Origin of the sequence: Streptomyces sp. IMTB 2501 (assembly GCF_001953885.1) — a bacterium.
GTDB lineage: Bacteria > Actinomycetota > Actinomycetes > Streptomycetales > Streptomycetaceae > Streptomyces.
Map to the genome: position 1 here is coordinate 39,359 of NZ_MQUS01000033.1, position 19,356 is coordinate 58,714.

Below are 19,356 nucleotides of genomic sequence, written 5' to 3' on the forward strand. Positions count from 1 at the left end.
TTCCGGTTCCGGACCGGTGGCTCGCGCGGAGGCTGTAGCGTGGCCGACGGAGACCGTAACAACACCGCGCGCACCGCGGGCAGAAACGACGGCGAGGACTGATGGCACAGACGCAGCGCGCCCAGGGCCCGTCCGACCCCGAGGCGACTGGCGGCGGCATGTCGGACGCGCCGGAGATGTGGGGCAACGGAGGGCTCGTCGGCGACGGCCGGTACCGGCTGACCCACCGGCTCGGCCGGGGCGGCATGGCCGAGGTCTTCGCGGCCGAGGACGTCCGGCTGGGCCGTACCGTCGCGGTCAAGCTGCTCCGTGCGGACCTCGCCGAGGACCCGGTCTCCAAGGCCCGCTTCACGCGTGAGGCACAGTCGGTCGCCGGCCTCAACCACCACGCGATCGTAGCTGTGTACGACTCCGGCGAGGACTTCGTCGGCGGCCAGTCCGTGCCGTACATCGTGATGGAGCTGGTCGAGGGCCGCACCATCCGCGATCTGCTGCTCAACGCCGAGGCGCCCGGCCCCGAGCAGGCCCTGATCATCGTCTCCGGGGTGCTGGAGGCGCTGGCCTACTCGCACCAGCACGGCATCGTGCACCGCGACATCAAGCCCGCCAACGTGATCATCACCAACAGCGGTGCCGTCAAGGTGATGGACTTCGGTATCGCGCGTGCCCTGCACGGCGCGTCCACGACGATGACGCAGACCGGCATGGTCATGGGCACGCCGCAGTACCTCTCCCCGGAGCAGGCGCTCGGCAAGGCCGTGGACCACCGCTCCGACCTGTACGCGACCGGATGCCTGCTGTACGAACTCCTCGCGCTGCGGCCCCCGTTCACCGGTGAGACCCCGCTGTCGGTGGTCTACCAGCACGTCCAGGACATCCCGACCCCGCCCTCCGAGTTCTCCGACGGCTGTCCGCCGGAGCTGAACGGCCTGGTCATGCGCTCGCTCGCCAAGGAGCCGGACGACCGGTTCCAGACGGCCGAGGAGATGCGCGGCATGGTCCAGTACGGCCTGCAGATGCTGTACGAGCAGGGCGGCCACACCGGCACCTGGAACACCGGCCCGGTGGACACGCACGACGGCCGGCACACCCCGGCGGGCGGTTTCACGGGGACGACCGCGATGCAGCACCCGGGCGAGTACGGCGCCGGGACCGCGCAGATCCCGCAGTCGATCCTGCCGTCCGGTTACGGCAACGGCGACGACGGCGGTTTCGAGGGGCACGGCAACAGGGGCAGCGGCCGCGGCAAGCTGTGGATCCTCGCCGTTCTCGCGGTCATCGCGATCGCGGCGGGTGTCGCGCTGGCCCTCAAGGGCACGGGCGGCGGCAGCGGCACCGGCTCCGACACCAAGCCGCCGACGACCCACTCGCAGTCCACGAAGGACGACTCGAACTCCCCGAGCCCGTCGGACGGCACCACCGACCAGCCTTCGGACACCGCGACCGACAACGGCTCGGGCTCGAATTCGGGCGGGTCCGGGTACACGCCGTCGGACCCGCAGACCTCACAGTCGCAGTCCACGGGGCCGACCAGCCAGCCGTCGACTCCGCAGACCTCGCCGTCGCAGTCCACGGACCCCACGAGCGGGGGTACGGACGCGGGCACCACGGACGGCGGCACGGACGCGGGTACCACGGACGGCGGCACGGACGCCGGCACGACGACCGGCGGCACGAACACGGGCTCCACGAACGCCGGTACCAACGCGGGCACGGCGGTCGGCGCCACGGGCGCCCCGACCGGTTGAAGGACACCCACGCGCCGGTGACGGCCTCTCCTTGAGCTGCTCCGCCGGCGCTCACTGCGCGAACGCGTCGCACACCGCCTCGTACTCCCGTGTCCACCACACCACGAGCGCCGATGCGGCCGGGAACTGGCAGTCCGCGCGCGTGTCGCCGCGTTCGTAGTGCCAGCGCAGCATCCAGAAGTCGTTCAGGCGCTCCCACCACACCCGGTGCACGGCCGCCGCCAGCTCGGAGGGCGTGGCACCGGCCGCGCGCCGGTACGCGCGCGCGTAGGCGCGCACTTTCGGCAGGTCCAGGGTGCCCGCGGGCCGTACGAAGAAGATGGCGGCGGCGCGTACGGCCTCCTCGGCGCGGGGCTGCACCCCCAGCCGGTCCCAGTCCACGATGGCCGCGGGTGTGTCGTCCTTGTAGAGCACGTTGAACGGGTGGAAGTCGCCGTGCACCCAGCCCACCGAGCCGCCGGGCGGCGGGCGCCGGTCCGCGTGCTGCTCCACGAGCGCGCGGCGTTCCAGCAACCGGTGCCGGGCCAGCTCGTCGAAGGCGTCGGCCGGGCGGTGCCGGCGGACATGGGCGAGCAGGTCGTCGATGAGGGTGAAGGTGTCGGTGGGGTCGGCGCTCTCCACCGGGTGGGGGCTTGTGGCCGGACGTGTGCGCCCCTTGGGTGGCATCACGCGCTCCAGACAGGCGTGCACGGCGCCCAGGAGCGCCCCCAGGCGTGCGCTCTCCCCGCGGGTGAGCTGGCCGCCGTGGCGGTGCCTGCCGTCGATCCAGGGGTGCAGGGCGTAGGCATGGCCACCGACGACGGCGACCGTACGGCCCTCGCGGTGCGCGAGCGGCACGGAGACCGGGACGCCGAGGTCGGCCAGGCGCTGGGTGGCGCGGTGCCGGCGTTCGATGGCGGCGGGGTCGGCGGTGTCGGGGTCGAAGTGATGCTTGAGGAAATAGCGGCCGCGGGTGGTGCACAGCCGGTAACCGCGGTTCAGCAGACCCTGTTCGACCGGCTCACAGGTGAGGGCGGTGCCGGCGGCGTACAGGCGGAGCAGAGCGCCCAGAGGGGGCGCATGGGATACGAGCAGTGGTACACATGAGCGCGGCACGCCGCAGATGTTAGGGCACGAAAAGTAGCTGTGAGCTGGGGCTAGTCACAGGCAGTCGCGGTTGATCGCTTTCGGTCACAGGACAGGCCGCACACGGCAGGCTTTATCAAAGATTTCCGTTTCCGCCGCTCTTTTCCGCCTGCACACGGGCCACATAAGCGGCGGCCTGCGAGCGGCGCTGCATACCGAGTTTGGAAAGCAGACTCGAAACGTAATTCTTGATCGTCTTCTCGGCGAGGTGCAAACGCTCGCCGATCTGCCGGTTGGTGAGCCCTTCGCCGATCAGTCCGAGGATTTTCCGCTCCTGCTCGGTGAGCTGCGCGAGCTTGCCGTCCGTCCGTGCGCCGCCGCCGTCGCGCAGCCGCTCCAGCACGCGCGCGGTGGCGACCGGGTCCAGCAGGGGCTTGCCGACGGCCACGTCCCGCACCGCCCGCAGCAGTTCATCGCCGCGGATCGCCTTCAGGACGTACCCCGAGGCACCCGCCATGATCGCGTCGAACAGCGCCTCGTCGTCCGCGAACGAGGTCAGCATCAGGCACCGCACCGTCTCGTCCTTGGAGCGGACCTCCCGGCACACCTCGACCCCGCTGCCGTCCGGCAGCCGCACGTCCAGCACCGCCACATCGGGGCGGGTGGCCGGAATGCGCACCAGTGCGTCGGCCGCCGTGCCGGCCTCGCCGACCACCTCGATATCCGGCTCGACGGAGAGCATCTCGTGGACGCCTCGGCGGACCACCTCATGATCGTCGAGGAGGAATACCCTGATTTTTACCGGTTCGTGCACGGAATCAGTCTCACACACAAACTCTTCCCGTGAGCTGGGTCAGCGGGATAACGTGCGGTTGCTCCGGCCTTTCGCAAGGCTGTGACCAGCACGCTTCGAGGCCTTCTCGATTTACTTGGAAATCCAAGCAAAATCGCAGGTCAGATGAGGTTTCACAGAAATGTGGAGCACTGGGTAACGTGATGGTTGCAGGGCGCTCGCCGGGGCACCTGTCACGCCTGTTCCCGGCCGAGTGGCACCCACCCCGTGCCCGGTGGTCAAACAGGTGAGCCGCACTGGCCTACCGGCAACCCCGGGGGCCGGAACGACGGAGGAGCACACGTGACCGTGGACAGCAGTGCCGCGCGTAAGCCGCGACGCAGCGCCGCAGGCAAGGCCGGCACCACCGGCAGCAAGACCGGCACCACCGGAGCGAAGACCGGCACGTCCGGAAACACATCCGGAGCCACCGGCACCAAGCGCACCACCCGCACCACCCGCGCCGCCGCGAAGAAGAGCACCGAACCGGAGCTCGTCCAGCTGCTGACGCCCGAGGGCAAGCGGGTCAAGAACGCCGAGTACGACGCCTACGTCGACGGCGTCACCCCCGAAGACCTGCGCGGGCTGTACCGCGACATGGTGCTCACCCGCCGCTTCGACGCCGAGGCCACCGCCCTGCAGCGCCAGGGCGAGCTGGGCCTGTGGGCCTCCCTGCTCGGCCAGGAGGCCGCCCAGATCGGCTCCGGCCGGGCCCTGCGCGACGATGACTACGTCTTCCCGACCTACCGCGAGCACGGCGTCGCCTGGTGCCGCGGGGTCGACCCGACCAATCTGCTCGGCATGTTCCGCGGCGTGAACAACGGCGGCTGGGACCCGAACAGCAACAACTTCCACCTGTACACGATCGTCATCGGCTCCCAGACGCTGCACGCCACCGGCTACGCGATGGGCATCGCCAAGGACGGCGCCGACAGCGCGGTGATCGCCTACTTCGGCGACGGCGCGAGCAGCCAGGGCGACGTCGCCGAGTCGTTCACCTTCTCCGCGGTCTACAACGCCCCCGTGGTGTTCTTCTGCCAGAACAACCAGTGGGCGATCTCCGAGCCGACCGAGAAGCAGAGCCGGGTACCGCTGTACCAGCGTGCCCAGGGCTTCGGCTTCCCGGGCGTCCGCGTGGACGGCAACGACGTGCTGGCCTGCCTGGCGGTCACCCGCTGGGCACTGGAGCGCGCCCGCACCGGCGAGGGCCCGACCCTGGTCGAGGCGTACACGTACCGCATGGGCGCCCACACCACCTCCGACGACCCCACCCGCTACCGGGGCGACGACGAGCGCGCCGCCTGGGAGGCCAAGGACCCGATCCTGCGCCTTCGCCGGTACCTGGAGGCCTCAAACCACGCGGACGAGGGATTCTTCGCGGAACTCGAAGCCGAGTCCGAGGCGTTGGGCAAACGAGTGCGCGAAGTGGTCCGTGCGATGCCCGACCCGGATCATTTCGCGATCTTCGAGAACGCGTATGCGGACGGGCACGCGCTCGTCGACGAGGAGCGCGCCCAGTTCGCCGCCTACCAGGCGACGTTCGCGACCGGGTCCGACAGCGGCTTCGCCGCGGGTGAAGGGGGTCACTGACATGGCCGAGAAGATGGCGATGGCCAAGGCCATCAACGAGTCGCTGCGCCGTGCCCTGGAGACCGACCCCAAGGTCCTGGTCATGGGTGAGGACGTCGGCAAGCTCGGTGGCGTCTTCCGTGTGACGGACGGCCTGCAGAAGGACTTCGGCGAGAGCCGGGTGATCGACACCCCGCTGGCCGAGTCAGGCATCGTCGGCACCGCGATCGGCCTCGCGCTGCGCGGCTACCGCCCGGTGGTGGAGATCCAGTTCGACGGCTTCGTCTTCCCGGCGTACGACCAGATCGTCACCCAGCTTGCGAAGATGCACGCGCGGTCGCTGGGCAAGGTGAAGATGCCGGTCGTGATCCGCATCCCGTACGGCGGCGGGATCGGAGCGGTGGAGCACCACTCGGAGTCCCCGGAGGCGCTGTTCGCGCATGTGGCGGGCCTGAAGGTCGTGTCTCCGTCGAATGCGTCGGATGCGTACTGGATGATGCAGCAGGCGATCCAGAGCGACGACCCGGTGATCTATTTCGAGCCGAAGCGCCGTTACTGGGACAAGGCCGAGGTCGATGCCGAAGCGATCCCGGCCCCGCTCCACAAGGCGCAGGTGGTCCGCGAGGGCACGGACCTGACGCTGGCCGCCTACGGCCCGATGGTGAAGCTGTGCCGGGAGGTGGCGGACGCGGCGGCCGAGGAGGGCAAGTCCCTTGAGATCGTGGACCTGCGTTCGGTGTCCCCCCTGGACTTCGACACCGTTCAGGCGTCGGTGGAGAAGACCCGCCGCCTGGTCGTCGTCCACGAGGCACCGGTGTTCTTCGGCTCCGGCGCGGAGATCGCCGCCAGGATCACGGAGCGCTGCTTCTACCACCTGGAGGCGCCCGTCCTGCGGGTCGGCGGCTATCACGCCCCGTATCCGCCGGCCCGGCTGGAGGAGGAGTACCTGCCGGACCTGGACCGCGTGCTCGACGCCGTCGACCGCTCGCTGGCGTACTGAGGGAGAGGGTCGTGACGACGATGACGGAAGCGTCCGTACGCGAGTTCAAGATGCCGGACGTCGGCGAGGGACTCACCGAGGCCGAGATCCTCAAGTGGTACGTCCAGCCCGGTGACACGGTCACCGACGGCCAGGTGGTGTGCGAGGTCGAGACGGCCAAGGCGGCCGTCGAACTGCCCATCCCCTACGACGGCGTGGTCCGGTCCCTGCACTTCCCGGAGGGCACCACGGTCGACGTGGGCACCGCCATCATCGCCGTGGACGTGGCGGGCGGCGCGGCGGAGCCCGTGGAGGCGGAGCCTGTCGTGGCCGCCGAGGCCCCCGCGGAGGAGCCGAAGCCGGCGGGCCGCCAGCCGGTCCTGGTGGGCTACGGCGTGGCAACGTCCTCCACCAAACGCCGCCCCCGCAAGGGCCCCGAGGTCACCGTCCCAGCGGCGGCCCAGGCGATCCAGACCGAGCTGAACGGCCACGGCCGCGGCACGGTCGCCGAGAAGCCTCGTCCGCTGGCGAAGCCGCCGGTGCGGAAGCTGGCCAAGGACCTGGGTGTCGACCTGGCCACGGTCGTCCCGTCCGGCCCGGACGGCATCATCACCCGCGAGGACGTCCACGCGGCGGCCACGCCGAAGCCGGCGGAGCCGGCCGCCCCGGCCGTGACCCCCGCCGCGCCCGTGACGCCGGCTCCGGTGGCCTCGTACGACGGCACACGCGAGACCCGTGTCCCGGTCAAGGGTGTGCGCAAGGCGACGGCGTCGGCGATGGTGGGTTCGGCGTTCACGGCGCCGCATGTCACGGAGTTCGTGACGGTGGACGTGACCCGGACGATGAAGCTGGTCGAGGAGCTGAAGCAGGACAAGGAGATGCAGGGGCTGCGGGTGAACCCGCTGCTGCTGATCGCCAAGGCCCTGCTGGTCGCGATCAAGCGGAACCCGGACATCAACGCGTCCTGGGACGAGACGGCCCAGGAGATCGTGCTCAAGCACTACGTCAACCTGGGCATCGCGGCGGCCACCCCGCGCGGTCTGATCGTGCCGAACATCAAGGACGCGCACGCGAAGACGCTCCCGCAGCTGGCCGAGGCGCTGGGCGAGCTGGTGGCGACGGCCCGCGAGGGCAAGACGTCGCCAGCGGCGATGCAGGGTGGCACGGTGACGATCACCAACGTCGGCGTCTTCGGCGTCGACACGGGAACGCCGATCCTCAACCCCGGCGAGTCGGCGATCCTCGCGGTCGGCGCGATCAAGCTCCAGCCGTGGGTGCACAAGGGCAAGGTCAAGCCGCGTCAGGTCACCACCCTGGCGTTGAGCTTCGACCACCGGCTGGTCGACGGCGAGCTGGGTTCGAAGGTGCTGGCGGACGTGGCGGCGATCCTGGAACAGCCGAAGCGGTTGATCACCTGGGCGTGACGGTCCCGGGTGGGTGACCTCGAAGCGTTGAGGTGGCGGCCGCGACTACGACTTGCGGCCGCCACCTCTTCCTTGCACGGAAAGTCCCGTACGGGCAGCGACCGATTCGAGCACCACGGCTACTGCTCCTTGTCTCCTCACAACTGCCGTAGATTTACGGCATGGTGACGGGGGAGAGAGGACTGCGGCTCGGCATGCGAAGCCTCCGGCTGCGGCGCGCGGTGGGGTCGGGCGGGCCTCTGTCCTCATGGCCGGCGGGACCGTCGTCTCCCGGGCCGGCGGGCTGATCCGGCAGGTCCTGCAGGCGGCCGCCCTCGGGACAGGGCTGCTGGCCAAGGTGCTGAAGGTCGGTGAACTCCGACGGATTCCGGGCCTCGGTCTCTGACCATCTCCACCGGTCCCTGACGCCGGATCAGGGGGTGCTCAGGGTGGCGTCGGGGATGTCACGGATGGTGGTGGAGTGGCTACGGCGGCACGCTGGTGACATGACGAAATCCGCTGCGTTTCGCCCCGGTTCAGCCGCCCCCGCCGGTCGTGTGCCCGCCCGCCGTGCCGCCGTCCTCGCGAGCGCCGCCGCCGTCCTCGCCGGTACGGCGGCGGTGGCCGCGCCAGGTGCGGCGTACGCCGTGTCCGGCAACACCACTCCCGCCGCGGCCGATCAGTCCGCAGCCGCTCCGTCCGCCACCGACTTCAGCGACTGCCCATCACTCCCCGACGGCGTCGACCCGGCCCGATGGAGATGCGAAGTGCACACGGCCGCACCGCGGTTGACCATGGGAAACATTACGGTGAACCTCGCCCCGATCACCATGACGCACGCCGAAGGCCCGTTGCCGGACGGCAGCGATGGGCAGGTGTGGGGCGCGATGCACAGCTCCCCCACCGCCATACCGGGAGGCCTGACCGGCACTCCCGCGGGCGATCGCGCGGCCGTGCTGGGGCTGGCGATACAGCCGGAGTACGGGGGCCGGTTCGACGCCTACACCGGGCAGTTCAGCCTCCGCTTCCGGCTCGTCGGCCCGTTGGTGCCGCAGGGCTGCGCCATCGGGGCGGACGAACCGGTCGACTTCCAGCTGAAGCGCTCCGGACCCTCGAAGTGGGTCTCCCAGGATCCCCCGGTGATCGAGTTCTCGGCGTACGACGACACGTTCACGGCCCCGGCCGCCGAACACTGCGGGCCGATCACCGGACCCCTCAACAGACGGCTCGGCCTGCCGGCTGCCACGGGGAACCTGCTGTCGTACGACGCTTCGTACACCTTCAAGACCTACGACCGACTCCGGACGAAGGGCGACGACGACAGTAGGGAGGGAATTCGGACGGCCATGCCCGGCTCAGCCCCGCGGCCGTAGCGCGTTCAGCAGGGCCGCGCCCCGCTCGGCGTCGTCCACGCTCACCGCGAAGTCCGTACGGCGGCCCCGCGGGCGTACGACCAGACAGTCGCCGGCGCGGAGCATGACCGTGGTGCCGAGGCCGCTGAGGCGGTAGCCCCAGCCGCCGACCTGGGACGGCAGCCGGTGCTCGGCGCGGGCGGACTCGATGGCGGCCGGGGACCAGCGGCGGGCGGGCCAGCCGAGCGGGCCGAACGACACCTCAAGGCCCGCTTCCGACACCTTCGCCTGGACCGAGGAGAAGGCGGCACCGGCGAGCGTGGCGATGGCGCAGAGCGCGCACACGAACCACAGCCAGGTGGGGTCGGCCAGACCGACGGCCAGGGCCACCAGGGCGCCGACGGTGACCAGGCCGGTCAGCGTGGCCTGCAGCTGCAGCCAGGGGTTGGCCGCGCGGGAGAACCACACCAGCCGTTCGCCCTCGGGCAGGTTCAGCGCGGGGGTGGCGGTGGCCGGTGTGGCGGTGGGGCGGGTGCTCCAGCGCCAGGCCGCCACGCCGGCCACCGCTGCCGACGCCAGGATCAGCGCGATGTCCAGGCCCGGTTCGCGGGCCTCGTGCCAGTCGGCGCGGTCGAGGTTCGCGTGGACGATGGATGCCTGCGCGCAGACCAGTACGGCCGCTGTGGGTGCCAGTGCTATCGCTCGCCAGGGGAGTACGGCCGGCCAGGAGCGGCGCCAGCGGACGCTCACCGCGAGGGTGATGAGCAGCCAGATGCCGGCCGGGAACAGGGAGGCCGCCCATAGCGGCATGGAGCCGTCGGGGGTGTCACCGCCGCTCCAGTGGGTCGCGAGCCGGTCGGGCAGCCGGTCGTGCGCGGCCCAGGGCAGGCCCGCGAGCAGCGCGGCGACGGCCGCCGTGCATCCCGCGCGTCCCCAGAGCGCGGTGCGGCTCCGGCCGCCTGCCCCGTTGTCCCCGCTGGGCATGTCCCCGTCTGTGTCTGTCATGTCGTCGTCCCCCGGATCATGTCGATGAGGTCGGTGCGGCTGTAGCCGAGCCGGGAAGCCTCCGCGATCAGCTCTCGCACCCTGATCTGCAGTCCGGAACGCTGGGCCGCGCCCTCGGCGACGGTGATCCCGCGGCCCCGGCGGAACTCCAGCAGGCCATCGTCCCGCAGTTCGCGCAGGCCGCGCAGGACGGTGTTGACGTTGATGTCCAGGGCCGTGGAGAGATCGCGGGCCGAGGGCAGCCGGTCGCCGGCGCGGCATTCGCCCTCGGCGACGGCCCGCCGGATCGCCGCCGCGACCTGCTCGTGCAGGGGGCGGGTGTCGGTCTTGTCCAGACGCAGCAGCATGGTGCTAATGAAACTAGCACCATCAGCTTCATTGTGCAGCGGGTGGGCAGCAGAACGGGCCCGCCGCTGGTCGCGACGGGCCCGTTCTTTTGTCCGCTGGTGCGTCAGCCGAGCTTGGCGAAGCCGTAGTCGAGGAGCTTCGTGGCGTCCGTCGCGCGCTGTGCGTACGAGGTGGAGGCCAGGACCGTGCCGATGACCGTCTTGCCGTTGCGGGTGGCGGCGAAGACGAGGCAGGCACCGGCCTCGGGGCCGGAACCGGTCTTCACGCCGATGGTGCCGCCGTAGCTGGAGAGCAGCGTGTTCGTGTTGGTCCACGTCTGCATGGTGCGGGTGCTGCCCGTCTTGGTGATCGTCTTCGCGGTGTACGACTTCGTCTTGACGATCGCGCGGAAGTTGGCGTTCTTCATCGCGCTGCTGGCGATCTTCGTCAGGTCGCGCGGCGTCGAGAAGTTGTTGCCGTTGCCGATGCCGTCGAACGAATCGAAGTGGGTGTTCTTCAGGCCCAGGCTGGTGGCGGCGGCGTTCATCTTGCCGATGAAGTTCTTCACGCGCGCGTCGCGGGTGGAGCCGGAGCCGTAGGTGTCGGCGAGCGCGTAGGCGGCGTCGCAGCCGGACGGCAGCATCAGGCCGTACAGCAGCTGGCGGACGGTGACCTTGTCGCCGACGATCAGGTGTGCCTGGGAGGCGTTGTTCTTGACGACGTAGTCGCTGTACGCCTTCTGGATCGTCACCTGCTTGTCGAGGTTGAGGTTCGACTGCGCGAGCACGACCTTGGCGGTCATGATCTTGGTGGTGGAGCCGGTGGAGCGCTGGGTGTCCGCCGCCTTGGTGTACAACGTCGAGCCGCTCGTGTTGTTCATCACGTAGCCGCCCTTGGCCACGATCGAGGGCGCGGTGACGGCCTGAGCGGGCGCCGCGGTGAGGGCACCGGTCGCGAGCACCGCGCCGGAGGTGACGGCGACAGCGGCGGCTCTGCGGATACGCGTGATGCGGGTGCCCTTAATGCCGGTAATCAAAGTGATGTACCCCGATTATGTTGAATGCCCCTGAGGTGCGGCCGAGTTGAGGTGGCGAGTGCAGGGGGCCGCACGTGTGAGACACGTAAGTAGCACAGAAGGTTGTGCTGATGCTGCGGACGATTTCCGCCACGTCCGGATGCTGGACGCCGCTGCCTCATGCGTACGTGTTGTATCTATCCTGTGGGCATGAAGACGGCCGTACCGCAGACCGCCCGCCCGCACGCGAAGCCGCCGCCCGCCGCCGACCGGGTGTACGCCCATGTCAAACAGGGCGTTCTGGACCGCCGCTACGAGGGCGGCACCCTGCTCACCGAGGGCGAGCTGGCCGAGGCCGTCGGGGTCTCGCGTACGCCCGTGCGGGAGGCGCTGCTGCGGCTGGAGGTCGAGGGCCTGATCCGGCTCTACCCGAAGAAGGGCGCCCTGGTGCTGCCCGTCTCCGCACAGGAGATCGCCGATGTGGTGGAGACGCGCCAGCTGGTCGAGGAGCACGCCGCCCGCAAGGCCGTCCCCGCCCCGCCCGGTCTGCTGAAGCGGCTGACCGAGCTGCTGGAGCTGCAGAAGGCGCAGGCCGCCGCGGGTGATCTGGCCGCGGCCGCGGTCACCGACCGCTCCTTCCACGCCGAGATCGTGCGCAGCGGCGGCAACGAGATCCTGTCCCGGCTCTACGACCAACTGCGCGACCGGCAGCTGCGGATGGGCGTCGCCGTCATGCACTCCCACCCCGACCGGATCGCCAAGACGCTCACCGAGCACGAGGAGATACTTGAGGCGCTGCGCGCCGGGGACGCGGAGGCGGCCGTCGAGGTCGTGCACCGGCATGTGAGCTGGTTCGAGCACCTCGCCCGGGGTGAGGTCCGATGAGCGGTCCGACGCGGAACGTCACCCTTCCGGGTGATCCGCCGGGCGGCCGGCGTGCCATCACCGTGTGGTCCATAGGTGTCGCCGTCTACTTCGTCGCCGTCATCTTCCGTACGTCACTGGGTGTGGCGGGACTGGACGCGGCGGACCGCTTCCATGTGAACGCCTCCGCCCTGTCGACGTTCTCCATACTCCAGCTGCTGGTCTACGCCGGCATGCAGATACCCGTCGGCCTGCTGGTCGACCGGCTCGGCACGAAGAAGGTCCTCGGCATCGGAGCGGTCCTCTTCACCGCCGGGCAGCTGGGCTTCGCCTTCTCGCCGTCGTACGGCACAGCCCTCGCCTCCCGCGCCCTGCTGGGCTGCGGTGACGCGATGACCTTCATCAGCGTGCTGCGGCTCGGCACCCGCTGGTTCCCGGCCCGGCGCGGGCCGCTGGTCGCACAGCTCGCGGGGCTGGTGGGCATGGCGGGCAACCTGGTCTCCACCCTGGTCCTCGCCCGGCTGCTGCACGGCGTCGGCTGGACCTGGGCGTTCGCCGGCAGCGCGCTCGCGGGTGTCGTCGTCCTCGTGCTGACGCTGCTGTTCCTGAAGGATCACCCCGAGGGGTTCGAGCCGGAGCCGTCCCCGCATCAGGGCGCGGCCTACGTCCGCCGGCAGATCGCGGCGGCCTGGCGGGAGCCGGGTACCCGGCTCGGGCTGTGGGTGCACTTCACCACCCAGTTCCCGGCGATGGTGTTCCTGCTGCTGTGGGGTCTGCCGTTCCTGGTGCAGGCGCAGGGGCTCAGCCGGGCCACGGCCGGTGAACTGCTCACGCTCGTCGTGCTGTCCAACATGGTGATCGGGCTGGTCTACGGCCAGATCGTCGCCCGGCACCATGCGGCGCGGCTGCCGCTGGCGTTGGGCACGGTGGGGGCGACCGCGCTGCTGTGGGCCTCGACGCTGGTGTACCCGGGGGTGCACGCGCCGATGTGGCTGCTGGTGGTGCTGTGCGCGGTGCTGGGGGCGTGTGGGCCGGCCTCGATGATCGGGTTCGACTTCGCGCGGCCGGCCAACCCGCCCGAGCGACAGGGGACCGCGTCCGGTATCACCAACATGGGTGGATTCATCGCCTCGATGACGACGTTGTTCGCGGTCGGGGTGTTGCTGGATGCGACGAGGGACGACTACGACGTGGCGTTCAGCGCGGTGTTCGTGCTGCAGGCGCTCGGGGTGTCGCAGATACTGCGGCTTCGTGGGCGGGCTGCGCGGCGTGAGCGCGAGCGGTTGGTGGCCAGCCGGGTGGAGACGGTGCACGTGCCGGCGGCTTAGCCGAGTTCTCCCCTCCGCGCGTCACCCGCGCACCACCCGTTTCCAGTCGGCCGAGAGGCCGGACAACCTGCCCGGGTCCTCGCCGTCGGCGACTTCCCGTCAGAGCTTCGCCTACGGCGTCACCGTGAAGTTGTTCAGGATGGCCGTTGTCAGGGTGGGGTCGCCCTCTGTTTTGATGCGGTCTGTCACTGCCTCCGGGGTGACGCGGCCGCAGGCCAGGCGGACGTAGGTCTCCCAGTCGAGGGTGAGGGTGGCGGCGGGGCCGAGGGCCGGGGCGGTTTCCAGGCTGCCGCGGCCCTGGATGTCGACGCGGATCGTGCGCAGGAACTCCACCGGGCCGTGCACGTCGAACACGATCGCCGAACTGCGCGGCGCGTCCGCGTCCTTCGCGACGACCTTGGGCAGTGCCTCCAGCAGGACGTCCCGGACCACATGCGCGCCCGGCGAGTCCAGGTTGCCGGGGCGGCCGAGGGCCGTGCGCAGGTCCTGTTCGTGCACCCACACGGCGAACGCGCTGGCGCGGTAGGCCTGTTCCACCGTGATCTCGGTGCCCAGCGGGCCGCGCACCGTGGTGCCGGGGTCGCGGGACTCGTTGCGCAGCTGGCGGTTGCGGCGGATGACCGTGTACTCCAACTCGGCCGTCATCTCCGGCGCCGTGTGGTGGCGGCGGACGTCGACCTGCATCTCCATGTACCGCTGGTGCTCGGTGGTGACGTGGAAGAGGTCACGCGGGAGCGAGTGGATCGGGCGCGGGTCGCCGAGCATCTCGCAGTCCAGGCCGATCACATGGGACACGACGTCCCGCACGGACCAGCCTGGGCACGGGGTCCGCCGGTTCCACTCGCCCTCGGCGAGCGACTGGACCATCTCGGATATCGCTTCGATGGAGTGCGTCCAGGCGTCGGCGTAGGGCTGGAGGGTGGGATGCAGACTCACGGAACGGGACCCCTCGGCGGTCGGTACACGGGCAGGTTGTGGCGGCGTTGTCAGCGGGCGGCGGCGACGGCACGGCGGCGTGTGTCTGAGGCTCCCCCTGGTTCTCGACTGCGCTCGAACCGGGGGGACCCCCAAGTTACGCTGCCTGCAGGCACCCCGGCAGTGCTTTCGTGTGACGATCGTAGGCCTGTGTGGACGACTCGAATGTCAGGACGGTGGTAGTGTGCGCGCCTCGTTGATCCAGATCGCCGTGAACGAGGTTGAATCGGTTGATTCCCGGCGGCAGCGGGTGGCCGCGCTGGTGCGGCAGCAGTCCGGGGCCGACCTCGTCGTCCTGCCCGAGCTGTGGACGACCGGTGCGTTCGCCTACGAGGAGTTCGGCCGGGAGGCCGAGCCGCTCGAAGGACCGACGTACGAGGTCATGGCCAAGGCCGCGAGTGACGCGGGTGTGTGGCTGCACGCGGGATCCATCCCCGAACGGGACCCTGACGGCCCGCTCTACAACACCTCTCTCGTCTTCTCCCCCTCCGGTGAACTGGCTGCCGCCTACCGCAAGATCCATCGCTTCGGCTTCGACAAGGGCGAGGCCGTGCTGATGGGCGCCGGGCGTGACCTGGTGACGGTCCGGCTGCCCGGGACCACGCTCGGCGTGGCCACTTGCTACGACCTCCGTTTCCCCGAACTCTTCCGCTCACTGGTCGACGCCGGCGCCGAGACGCTGGTGATCCCGGCGGGCTGGCCCGAGCGGCGACGCGCGCACTGGACGCTGCTGGCTCAGGCGCGGGCGGTGGAGAACCAGGCGTTCGTGCTTGCGTGTGGAACGGCCGGGACCCATGCGGGAGTTCCGCAGGCGGGTCACTCGATCGTGGTGGATCCATGGGGCGAGGTGCTCGCCGAGGCGGGCCCGGACGAGCAGATCCTCACCGTCGACTTCGACCCGGCGAAGGTGGCGACGACCCGGGAGCAGTTCCCGGCGCTGAAGGACCGCGTACTGGGCCTGGAGCCACCGCGCCGCTGAACACACCACCCGGGCCCTAGTCGTCCTCCCGCTCCTTCTGCGCCAGGTGGATCACGCACACCGCCACCGCGATGAGCAGGGCCGGGTCCGCGTCGTCGCGCACGATGTCGACGCCGTAGGTGTCCCTCAGGTGCAGCCAGCGGCGGGAGATCACCGCGAGGAGTTCACCGTCGTACTCGATGGCGAACTCGTGGTCGAGGATCTTGCCGCTGACGTCCAGCACGGTGCCGTCGGCCAGGGACACCCGGTAGTGGTTGCGCAGCAGGGACAGCCGTTTGCGCTTGATGGTGGCAAGGCCCTCGCCGTCCCGCTCGATCACCATGGTGTCGCGCAGGGCGAACATCTTCTGGTGGATGTCGATCAGGACGCGTCCGTGGGCGTCCTTGAGCTGGAAGGTGTCCCGCAGCCGCATGGCCTTGCCGTCGACGAGGAACACCTTCCGGCCGTGCTCGTCCTCGATCCAGTAGTCGTCACCGATACCGAGGAGCCGGTCGCGTACGAGGAGTCTCATGCGGTTAACCGTTCCCCGTCGCGGCGCGATCATCACGGAACCGGAAGGAGGGGGGACCGCGGGCCGAAACGCCTGCGGTAGGCCGAGGGGCTCAGCCCTGTCTCCCGGCGCAGCCGGGCCCGCAGATTGGCCGCCGTGCCGAGGCCGCTGCGGGCCGCGACGACGTCCAGGCGCTCCTCGCCCCGTTCGATCAGCCGGCACGCCAGCGCCACGCGCTCGCCGGTGAGCCAGGCCAGTGGCGTCGTCCCCAGCTGGGCGCGGAAGCGGCGGTGCAGGGTGGCGGGGCTGACGGCCGCGCGGGCGGCGAGGTCCGCCACCGTCAGCGGCTCGCCCAGCCGTTCCTGCGCCCAGGCCAGCAGCGGGCCGATCGACTCGTCGGGCACGTCGGGCACCGGACGCTCCACGAACTGCCGCTGGCCGCCGTCCCGGTGGGCGGCGAAGACGAGACGCCGCGAGACGGCGTTCGCGAGTTCCGCGCCGTGGTCGCGGCGCCAGAGGTGCAGGCCGAGGTCGAGGGCGGCCGCGCTGCCGGCGGCGGTGAGGATGTCGCCCTCGTCCACGAACAGCACATCCGGCTCCAGCAGCACCTTGGGATGCAGCTCCCGGAAGGTGTCCGCCCACATCCAGTGCGTGGCGGCCCGTCGCCCGTCGAGCAGCCCGGCCTCGGCGAGGGCGAAGCTGCCCGTGCAGAAGCTGACGATGCGAGCCCCGCGCGCGTGGGCGCGCCGAATGGCGTCCAGGACATCGGCACCGCGCGGTACGACGTTGTCGGGGCGGCCCGGTACGACCAGGGTGTCGGCCTCGTCCGCAGCCTCCAGGCCGGGCACACCGGTCAGGGTGAAGAAGCCGTGGTTCATCCGCACCCCGGGGGTGGGCGTGCACAGCGTCACCTCGTACAGCCGTCCCTGGAGGCCCAGTTCGGGCCTGGGCAGCCCGAACAGCTCGGTGGCGACCCCGACCTCGAAGGGGTTGGTGCCCTCGTCGACGATCACGGCGACCCGATGCGGACGCCGGTGAGAGGATTCTTGCGGCATATGCGATTCCTAGCACTCGTACGACGGCCCCGGCCACCCGCACGATGAACCCATGGAACCGATCTTCGAACCCGGACAGCCGCTCTCTCTCGACCAGGCCCTCGCGTCCTTCACCGAGCAGTGGAGCCCGCGCATCGTGACCACCGTCAACGACTACGACGTGCGCGTGGCGAAGGTGGAGGGCGAACACCTCTGGCACGTCCATGACCACACCGACGAGTTCTTCCTGGTCCTCGACGGCGAACTGCGGATCGGTCTGCGCGAGCCGGCCGGAGAGCGCACGGTCGTACTGCCCAGGGGCTCGGTGTTCACCGTCCCGCGCGGGACCGAGCACAAGCCGTACGCGCGCGTGCCCACCGAGATCCTCGTCATCGAGCCCAGCGGCACCCTGTCGGTCGGCGACCGGCACGAGGAGGTGCCGGACCACGTGGACGCCACCACCGGGCACGCCCTGAACTGACGGTTCTCCGGGCCTGAACCGGTTGCCGGCGGTTGTCCACAGGCGCCGAAGCGGCTGTCGGGGGCGGGTGGCACCCTTGGGGCCATGACCGAATCCGCGCCCCGACGCGTCCGTGTCCGCGCCCCCGAGCTGATCGGCAAGGGTGGCTGGCTGAACACGGGCGACACCCCGTACACCCTTGCCGACCTGCGCGGACGCATCGTCGTCCTGGACTTCTGGACCTTCTGCTGCATCAACTGTCTGCATGTCCTGGACGAGCTGCGCGAGCTGGAGGAGAAGCACCGGGACACGGTGGTGGTCATCGGCGTGCACTCCCCGAAGTTCGTGCACGAGGCGGAGCACCGGGCGGTCGTCGACGCGGTGGAGCGCTACGGCGTGGCGCACCCGGTGCTGGACGACCCGGAGCTGGCCACCTGGAAGCAGTACGCGGTGCGCGCCTGGCCGACGCTCGTCGTGATCGATCCGGAGGGGTACGTCGTCGCCCAGCACGCGGGCGAGGGCCACGCCCACGCCATCGAGCGGCTGGTCGAGGAGCTGGAGGCCGAGCACGGGGCGAAGGGCACCCTGCGCCGCGGCGACGGTCCGTACGTACCGCCGGAGCCCGAGCCGACCACCCTCCGCTTCCCGGGCAAGGCGCTGTCGCTGCCCGGCGGGACCTTCCTGGTCAGCGACACCACCCGGCACCAGCTGGTGGAGCTGGCCGAGGACGCCGAGACCGTCGTACGGCGCATCGGCTCCGGCACGCGCGGGTTCGCGGACGGCGGCCCCGCGGAGGCGTCCTTCAGCGAGCCGCAGGGCCTCGCCCTCCTCGACGACGGCTCGGTGGCCGTGGCCGACACCGTCAACCACGCCCTGCGCCGCCTGGACCTCGCCACCGGCGCGGTGACCACCCTGGCAGGCACCGGCAGACAGTGGTGGCAGGGGTCCCCGGCCTCCGGCCCGGCCCGCGAGGTCGATCTCTCCTCCCCCTGGGACGTGGCGGTCTTCGGCGGCAAGGTGTGGATCGCCATGGCGGGCGTCCACCAGTTGTGGACGTACGACCCCGCCACCGAGACCGTCGCCGTGGCCGCGGGCACCACCAACGAAGGCCTGGTCGACGGCCCCGGCGACGAGGCCTGGTTCGCCCAGCCCTCCGGCCTCGCGGCCACCGCCGAGCGGCTCTGGCTCGCCGACTCCGAGACGTCCGCCCTGCGCTGGGTGGACCTCGACGGACACGTCCGTACGGCGGTCGGCACCGGTCTGTTCGACTTCGGCCACCGCGACGGCGCCGCCGGCCAGGCGCTGTTCCAGCACCCGCTGGGCGTCACCGCCCTGCCGGACGGCTCGGTGGCGGTCGCGGACACCTACAACCACGCCCTGCGCCGCTACGACCCGGCGACCGGGGAGGTCACGACGCTGGCCACCGATCTGCGCGAGCCAAGCGATGCCGTGCTCGCCGGCGAGGACATCGTGGTCGTGGAGTCGGCCCGGCACCGGCTGACCCGGCTGCGGCTGCCCGAGGAGGCGGTGCGCGTGGAGTCGGTCGCGCACCGCACCCAGCGCGCGGCGACCGAGGTCGTCCCCGGCCGCCTCCGCCTGGACGTGATCTTCCAGGCCCCCGCCGGCCAGAAGCTCGACACCCGCTACGGCCCCTCGACCCGCCTGCTGGTCTCCTCGACCCCGCCCGAACTGCTGCTCAAGGGTGAGGGCGCGGACACGGACCTGAGCCGCGAGCTGGAGCTGGACCCGGCCGTCGCGGAGGGCGTCCTGCACGTCTCGGCCATGGCCGCGTCCTGTGACGACGACCCGGCCAACGAATACCCCGCCTGCCATGTCCATCAGCAGGACTGGGGCGTTCCGGTCCGGCTGACAGCGGGCGGGGCGGACCGGTTGCCGCTGGTGCTGGCCGGGATGGACGAGTAGGGCCCCTC

General features: G+C 70.8%; 19 protein-coding genes. 11 read left to right on the forward strand and 8 right to left on the reverse strand.

Translation table 11 applies throughout. The features are described from left to right. Window positions 1-101: 101 nt before the first annotated feature. Window positions 102-1,748: a protein kinase gene (locus AV521_RS38285; protein ID WP_079249613.1), complete on the forward strand. Its 1,647-nt coding sequence runs from the start codon at window positions 102-104 to the stop codon at window positions 1,746-1,748. A 51-nt stretch (window positions 1,749-1,799) separates the two neighbouring features. Here AV521_RS38285 and AV521_RS38290 read toward each other — a convergent pair whose 3' ends face one another. Beyond that, window positions 1,800-2,843, reverse strand: coding sequence for a phosphotransferase (locus AV521_RS38290; protein WP_179023705.1), 1,044 nt, complete (start codon window positions 2,841-2,843; stop codon window positions 1,800-1,802). A gap of 106 nt (window positions 2,844-2,949) precedes the next feature. Next, on the reverse strand, window positions 2,950-3,627 hold the full coding sequence (locus AV521_RS38295; protein ID WP_076095432.1) for a response regulator transcription factor: 678 nt from the start codon (window positions 3,625-3,627) through the stop codon (window positions 2,950-2,952). Window positions 3,628-3,948: 321 nt separating this feature from the next. Between AV521_RS38295 and pdhA the strand changes: the two genes are divergently transcribed. From pdhA to AV521_RS38320, 5 genes are all read left to right on the forward strand, one after another. Next, window positions 3,949-5,235, forward strand: coding sequence for a pyruvate dehydrogenase (acetyl-transferring) E1 component subunit alpha (pdhA, locus tag AV521_RS38300; RefSeq protein ID WP_076095435.1), 1,287 nt, complete (start codon window positions 3,949-3,951; stop codon window positions 5,233-5,235). A 1-nt stretch (window position 5,236) separates the two neighbouring features. Next, entirely contained in the window at window positions 5,237-6,214 is a 978-nt protein-coding gene (locus tag AV521_RS38305) for an alpha-ketoacid dehydrogenase subunit beta (RefSeq protein ID WP_023548341.1), read from the forward strand. An 11-nt stretch (window positions 6,215-6,225) separates the two neighbouring features. Beyond that, window positions 6,226-7,617 (forward strand): dihydrolipoamide acetyltransferase family protein, encoded by a 1,392-nt coding sequence (locus tag AV521_RS38310; protein WP_076095436.1) that lies wholly within the window; start codon window positions 6,226-6,228, stop codon window positions 7,615-7,617. A gap of 247 nt (window positions 7,618-7,864) precedes the next feature. Continuing rightward, window positions 7,865-8,002, forward strand: coding sequence for a hypothetical protein (locus AV521_RS49720; RefSeq protein ID WP_179023699.1), 138 nt, complete (start codon window positions 7,865-7,867; stop codon window positions 8,000-8,002). 100 nt (window positions 8,003-8,102) lie between these two features. Beyond that, entirely contained in the window at window positions 8,103-8,969 is an 867-nt protein-coding gene (locus AV521_RS38320) for a hypothetical protein (protein WP_179023707.1), read from the forward strand. Here AV521_RS38320 and AV521_RS38325 read toward each other — a convergent pair. The 3 genes from AV521_RS38325 to AV521_RS38335 all read right to left on the reverse strand — a co-directional run bounded on the left by AV521_RS38325 (window position 8,952) and on the right by AV521_RS38335 (window position 11,316). Further along, window positions 8,952-9,953 carry a DUF1648 domain-containing protein gene (locus AV521_RS38325; RefSeq protein ID WP_079249614.1) on the reverse strand — a complete coding sequence of 334 codons (1,002 nt, stop codon included), beginning with the start codon at window positions 9,951-9,953 and terminating at the stop codon, window positions 8,952-8,954. The two genes, AV521_RS38320 and AV521_RS38325, sit on opposite strands and share 18 nt — an antisense overlap. Continuing rightward, the gene (locus AV521_RS38330) at window positions 9,950-10,300 is read right to left on the reverse strand and encodes a GntR family transcriptional regulator (RefSeq protein ID WP_076095443.1); all 351 of its coding nucleotides are present in this window, start codon (window positions 10,298-10,300) and stop codon (window positions 9,950-9,952) included. The genes AV521_RS38325 and AV521_RS38330 overlap by 4 nt, the downstream gene beginning before the upstream one ends. Window positions 10,301-10,404: 104 nt before the next feature. After that, the gene (locus AV521_RS38335) at window positions 10,405-11,316 is read right to left on the reverse strand and encodes a D-alanyl-D-alanine carboxypeptidase family protein (protein WP_076095445.1); all 912 of its coding nucleotides are present in this window, start codon (window positions 11,314-11,316) and stop codon (window positions 10,405-10,407) included. A gap of 189 nt (window positions 11,317-11,505) precedes the next feature. Between AV521_RS38335 and AV521_RS38340 the strand changes: the two genes are divergently transcribed. Continuing rightward, on the forward strand, window positions 11,506-12,180 hold the full coding sequence (locus AV521_RS38340) for a GntR family transcriptional regulator (RefSeq protein WP_076095522.1): 675 nt from the start codon (window positions 11,506-11,508) through the stop codon (window positions 12,178-12,180). Next, window positions 12,177-13,487: a nitrate/nitrite transporter gene (locus tag AV521_RS38345; RefSeq protein WP_076095447.1), complete on the forward strand. Its 1,311-nt coding sequence runs from the start codon at window positions 12,177-12,179 to the stop codon at window positions 13,485-13,487. The genes AV521_RS38340 and AV521_RS38345 overlap by 4 nt, the downstream gene beginning before the upstream one ends. Before the next feature lie 111 nt (window positions 13,488-13,598). On the opposite strand, the gene AV521_RS38350 is transcribed toward AV521_RS38345, so the two are convergent. Further along, window positions 13,599-14,423 carry a maleylpyruvate isomerase family mycothiol-dependent enzyme gene (locus tag AV521_RS38350; RefSeq protein ID WP_076095449.1) on the reverse strand — a complete coding sequence of 275 codons (825 nt, stop codon included), beginning with the start codon at window positions 14,421-14,423 and terminating at the stop codon, window positions 13,599-13,601. 223 nt (window positions 14,424-14,646) lie between these two features. Between AV521_RS38350 and AV521_RS38355 the strand changes: the two genes are divergently transcribed. After that, window positions 14,647-15,441, forward strand: a complete 795-nt coding sequence (locus AV521_RS38355; protein WP_076095451.1) for a carbon-nitrogen family hydrolase — start codon at window positions 14,647-14,649, stop codon at window positions 15,439-15,441. Window positions 15,442-15,457: 16 nt separating this feature from the next. Here AV521_RS38355 and AV521_RS38360 read toward each other — a convergent pair whose 3' ends face one another. Then, window positions 15,458-15,952 (reverse strand): LURP-one-related/scramblase family protein, encoded by a 495-nt coding sequence (locus AV521_RS38360; protein ID WP_076095453.1) that lies wholly within the window; start codon window positions 15,950-15,952, stop codon window positions 15,458-15,460. A gap of 32 nt (window positions 15,953-15,984) precedes the next feature. Continuing rightward, window positions 15,985-16,986, reverse strand: a complete 1,002-nt coding sequence (locus tag AV521_RS38365) for a GlxA family transcriptional regulator (protein ID WP_076095455.1) — start codon at window positions 16,984-16,986, stop codon at window positions 15,985-15,987. Window positions 16,987-17,038: 52 nt separating this feature from the next. Between AV521_RS38365 and AV521_RS38370 the strand changes: the two genes are divergently transcribed. Together AV521_RS38370 and AV521_RS38375 are read left to right on the forward strand one after the other, a co-directional pair. Further along, window positions 17,039-17,446: a cupin domain-containing protein gene (locus AV521_RS38370; protein ID WP_076095457.1), complete on the forward strand. Its 408-nt coding sequence runs from the start codon at window positions 17,039-17,041 to the stop codon at window positions 17,444-17,446. 84 nt (window positions 17,447-17,530) lie between these two features. Further along, window positions 17,531-19,348, forward strand: a complete 1,818-nt coding sequence (locus AV521_RS38375) for a thioredoxin-like domain-containing protein (protein ID WP_076095460.1) — start codon at window positions 17,531-17,533, stop codon at window positions 19,346-19,348. The last annotated feature ends 8 nt before the right edge of the window (window positions 19,349-19,356 follow it).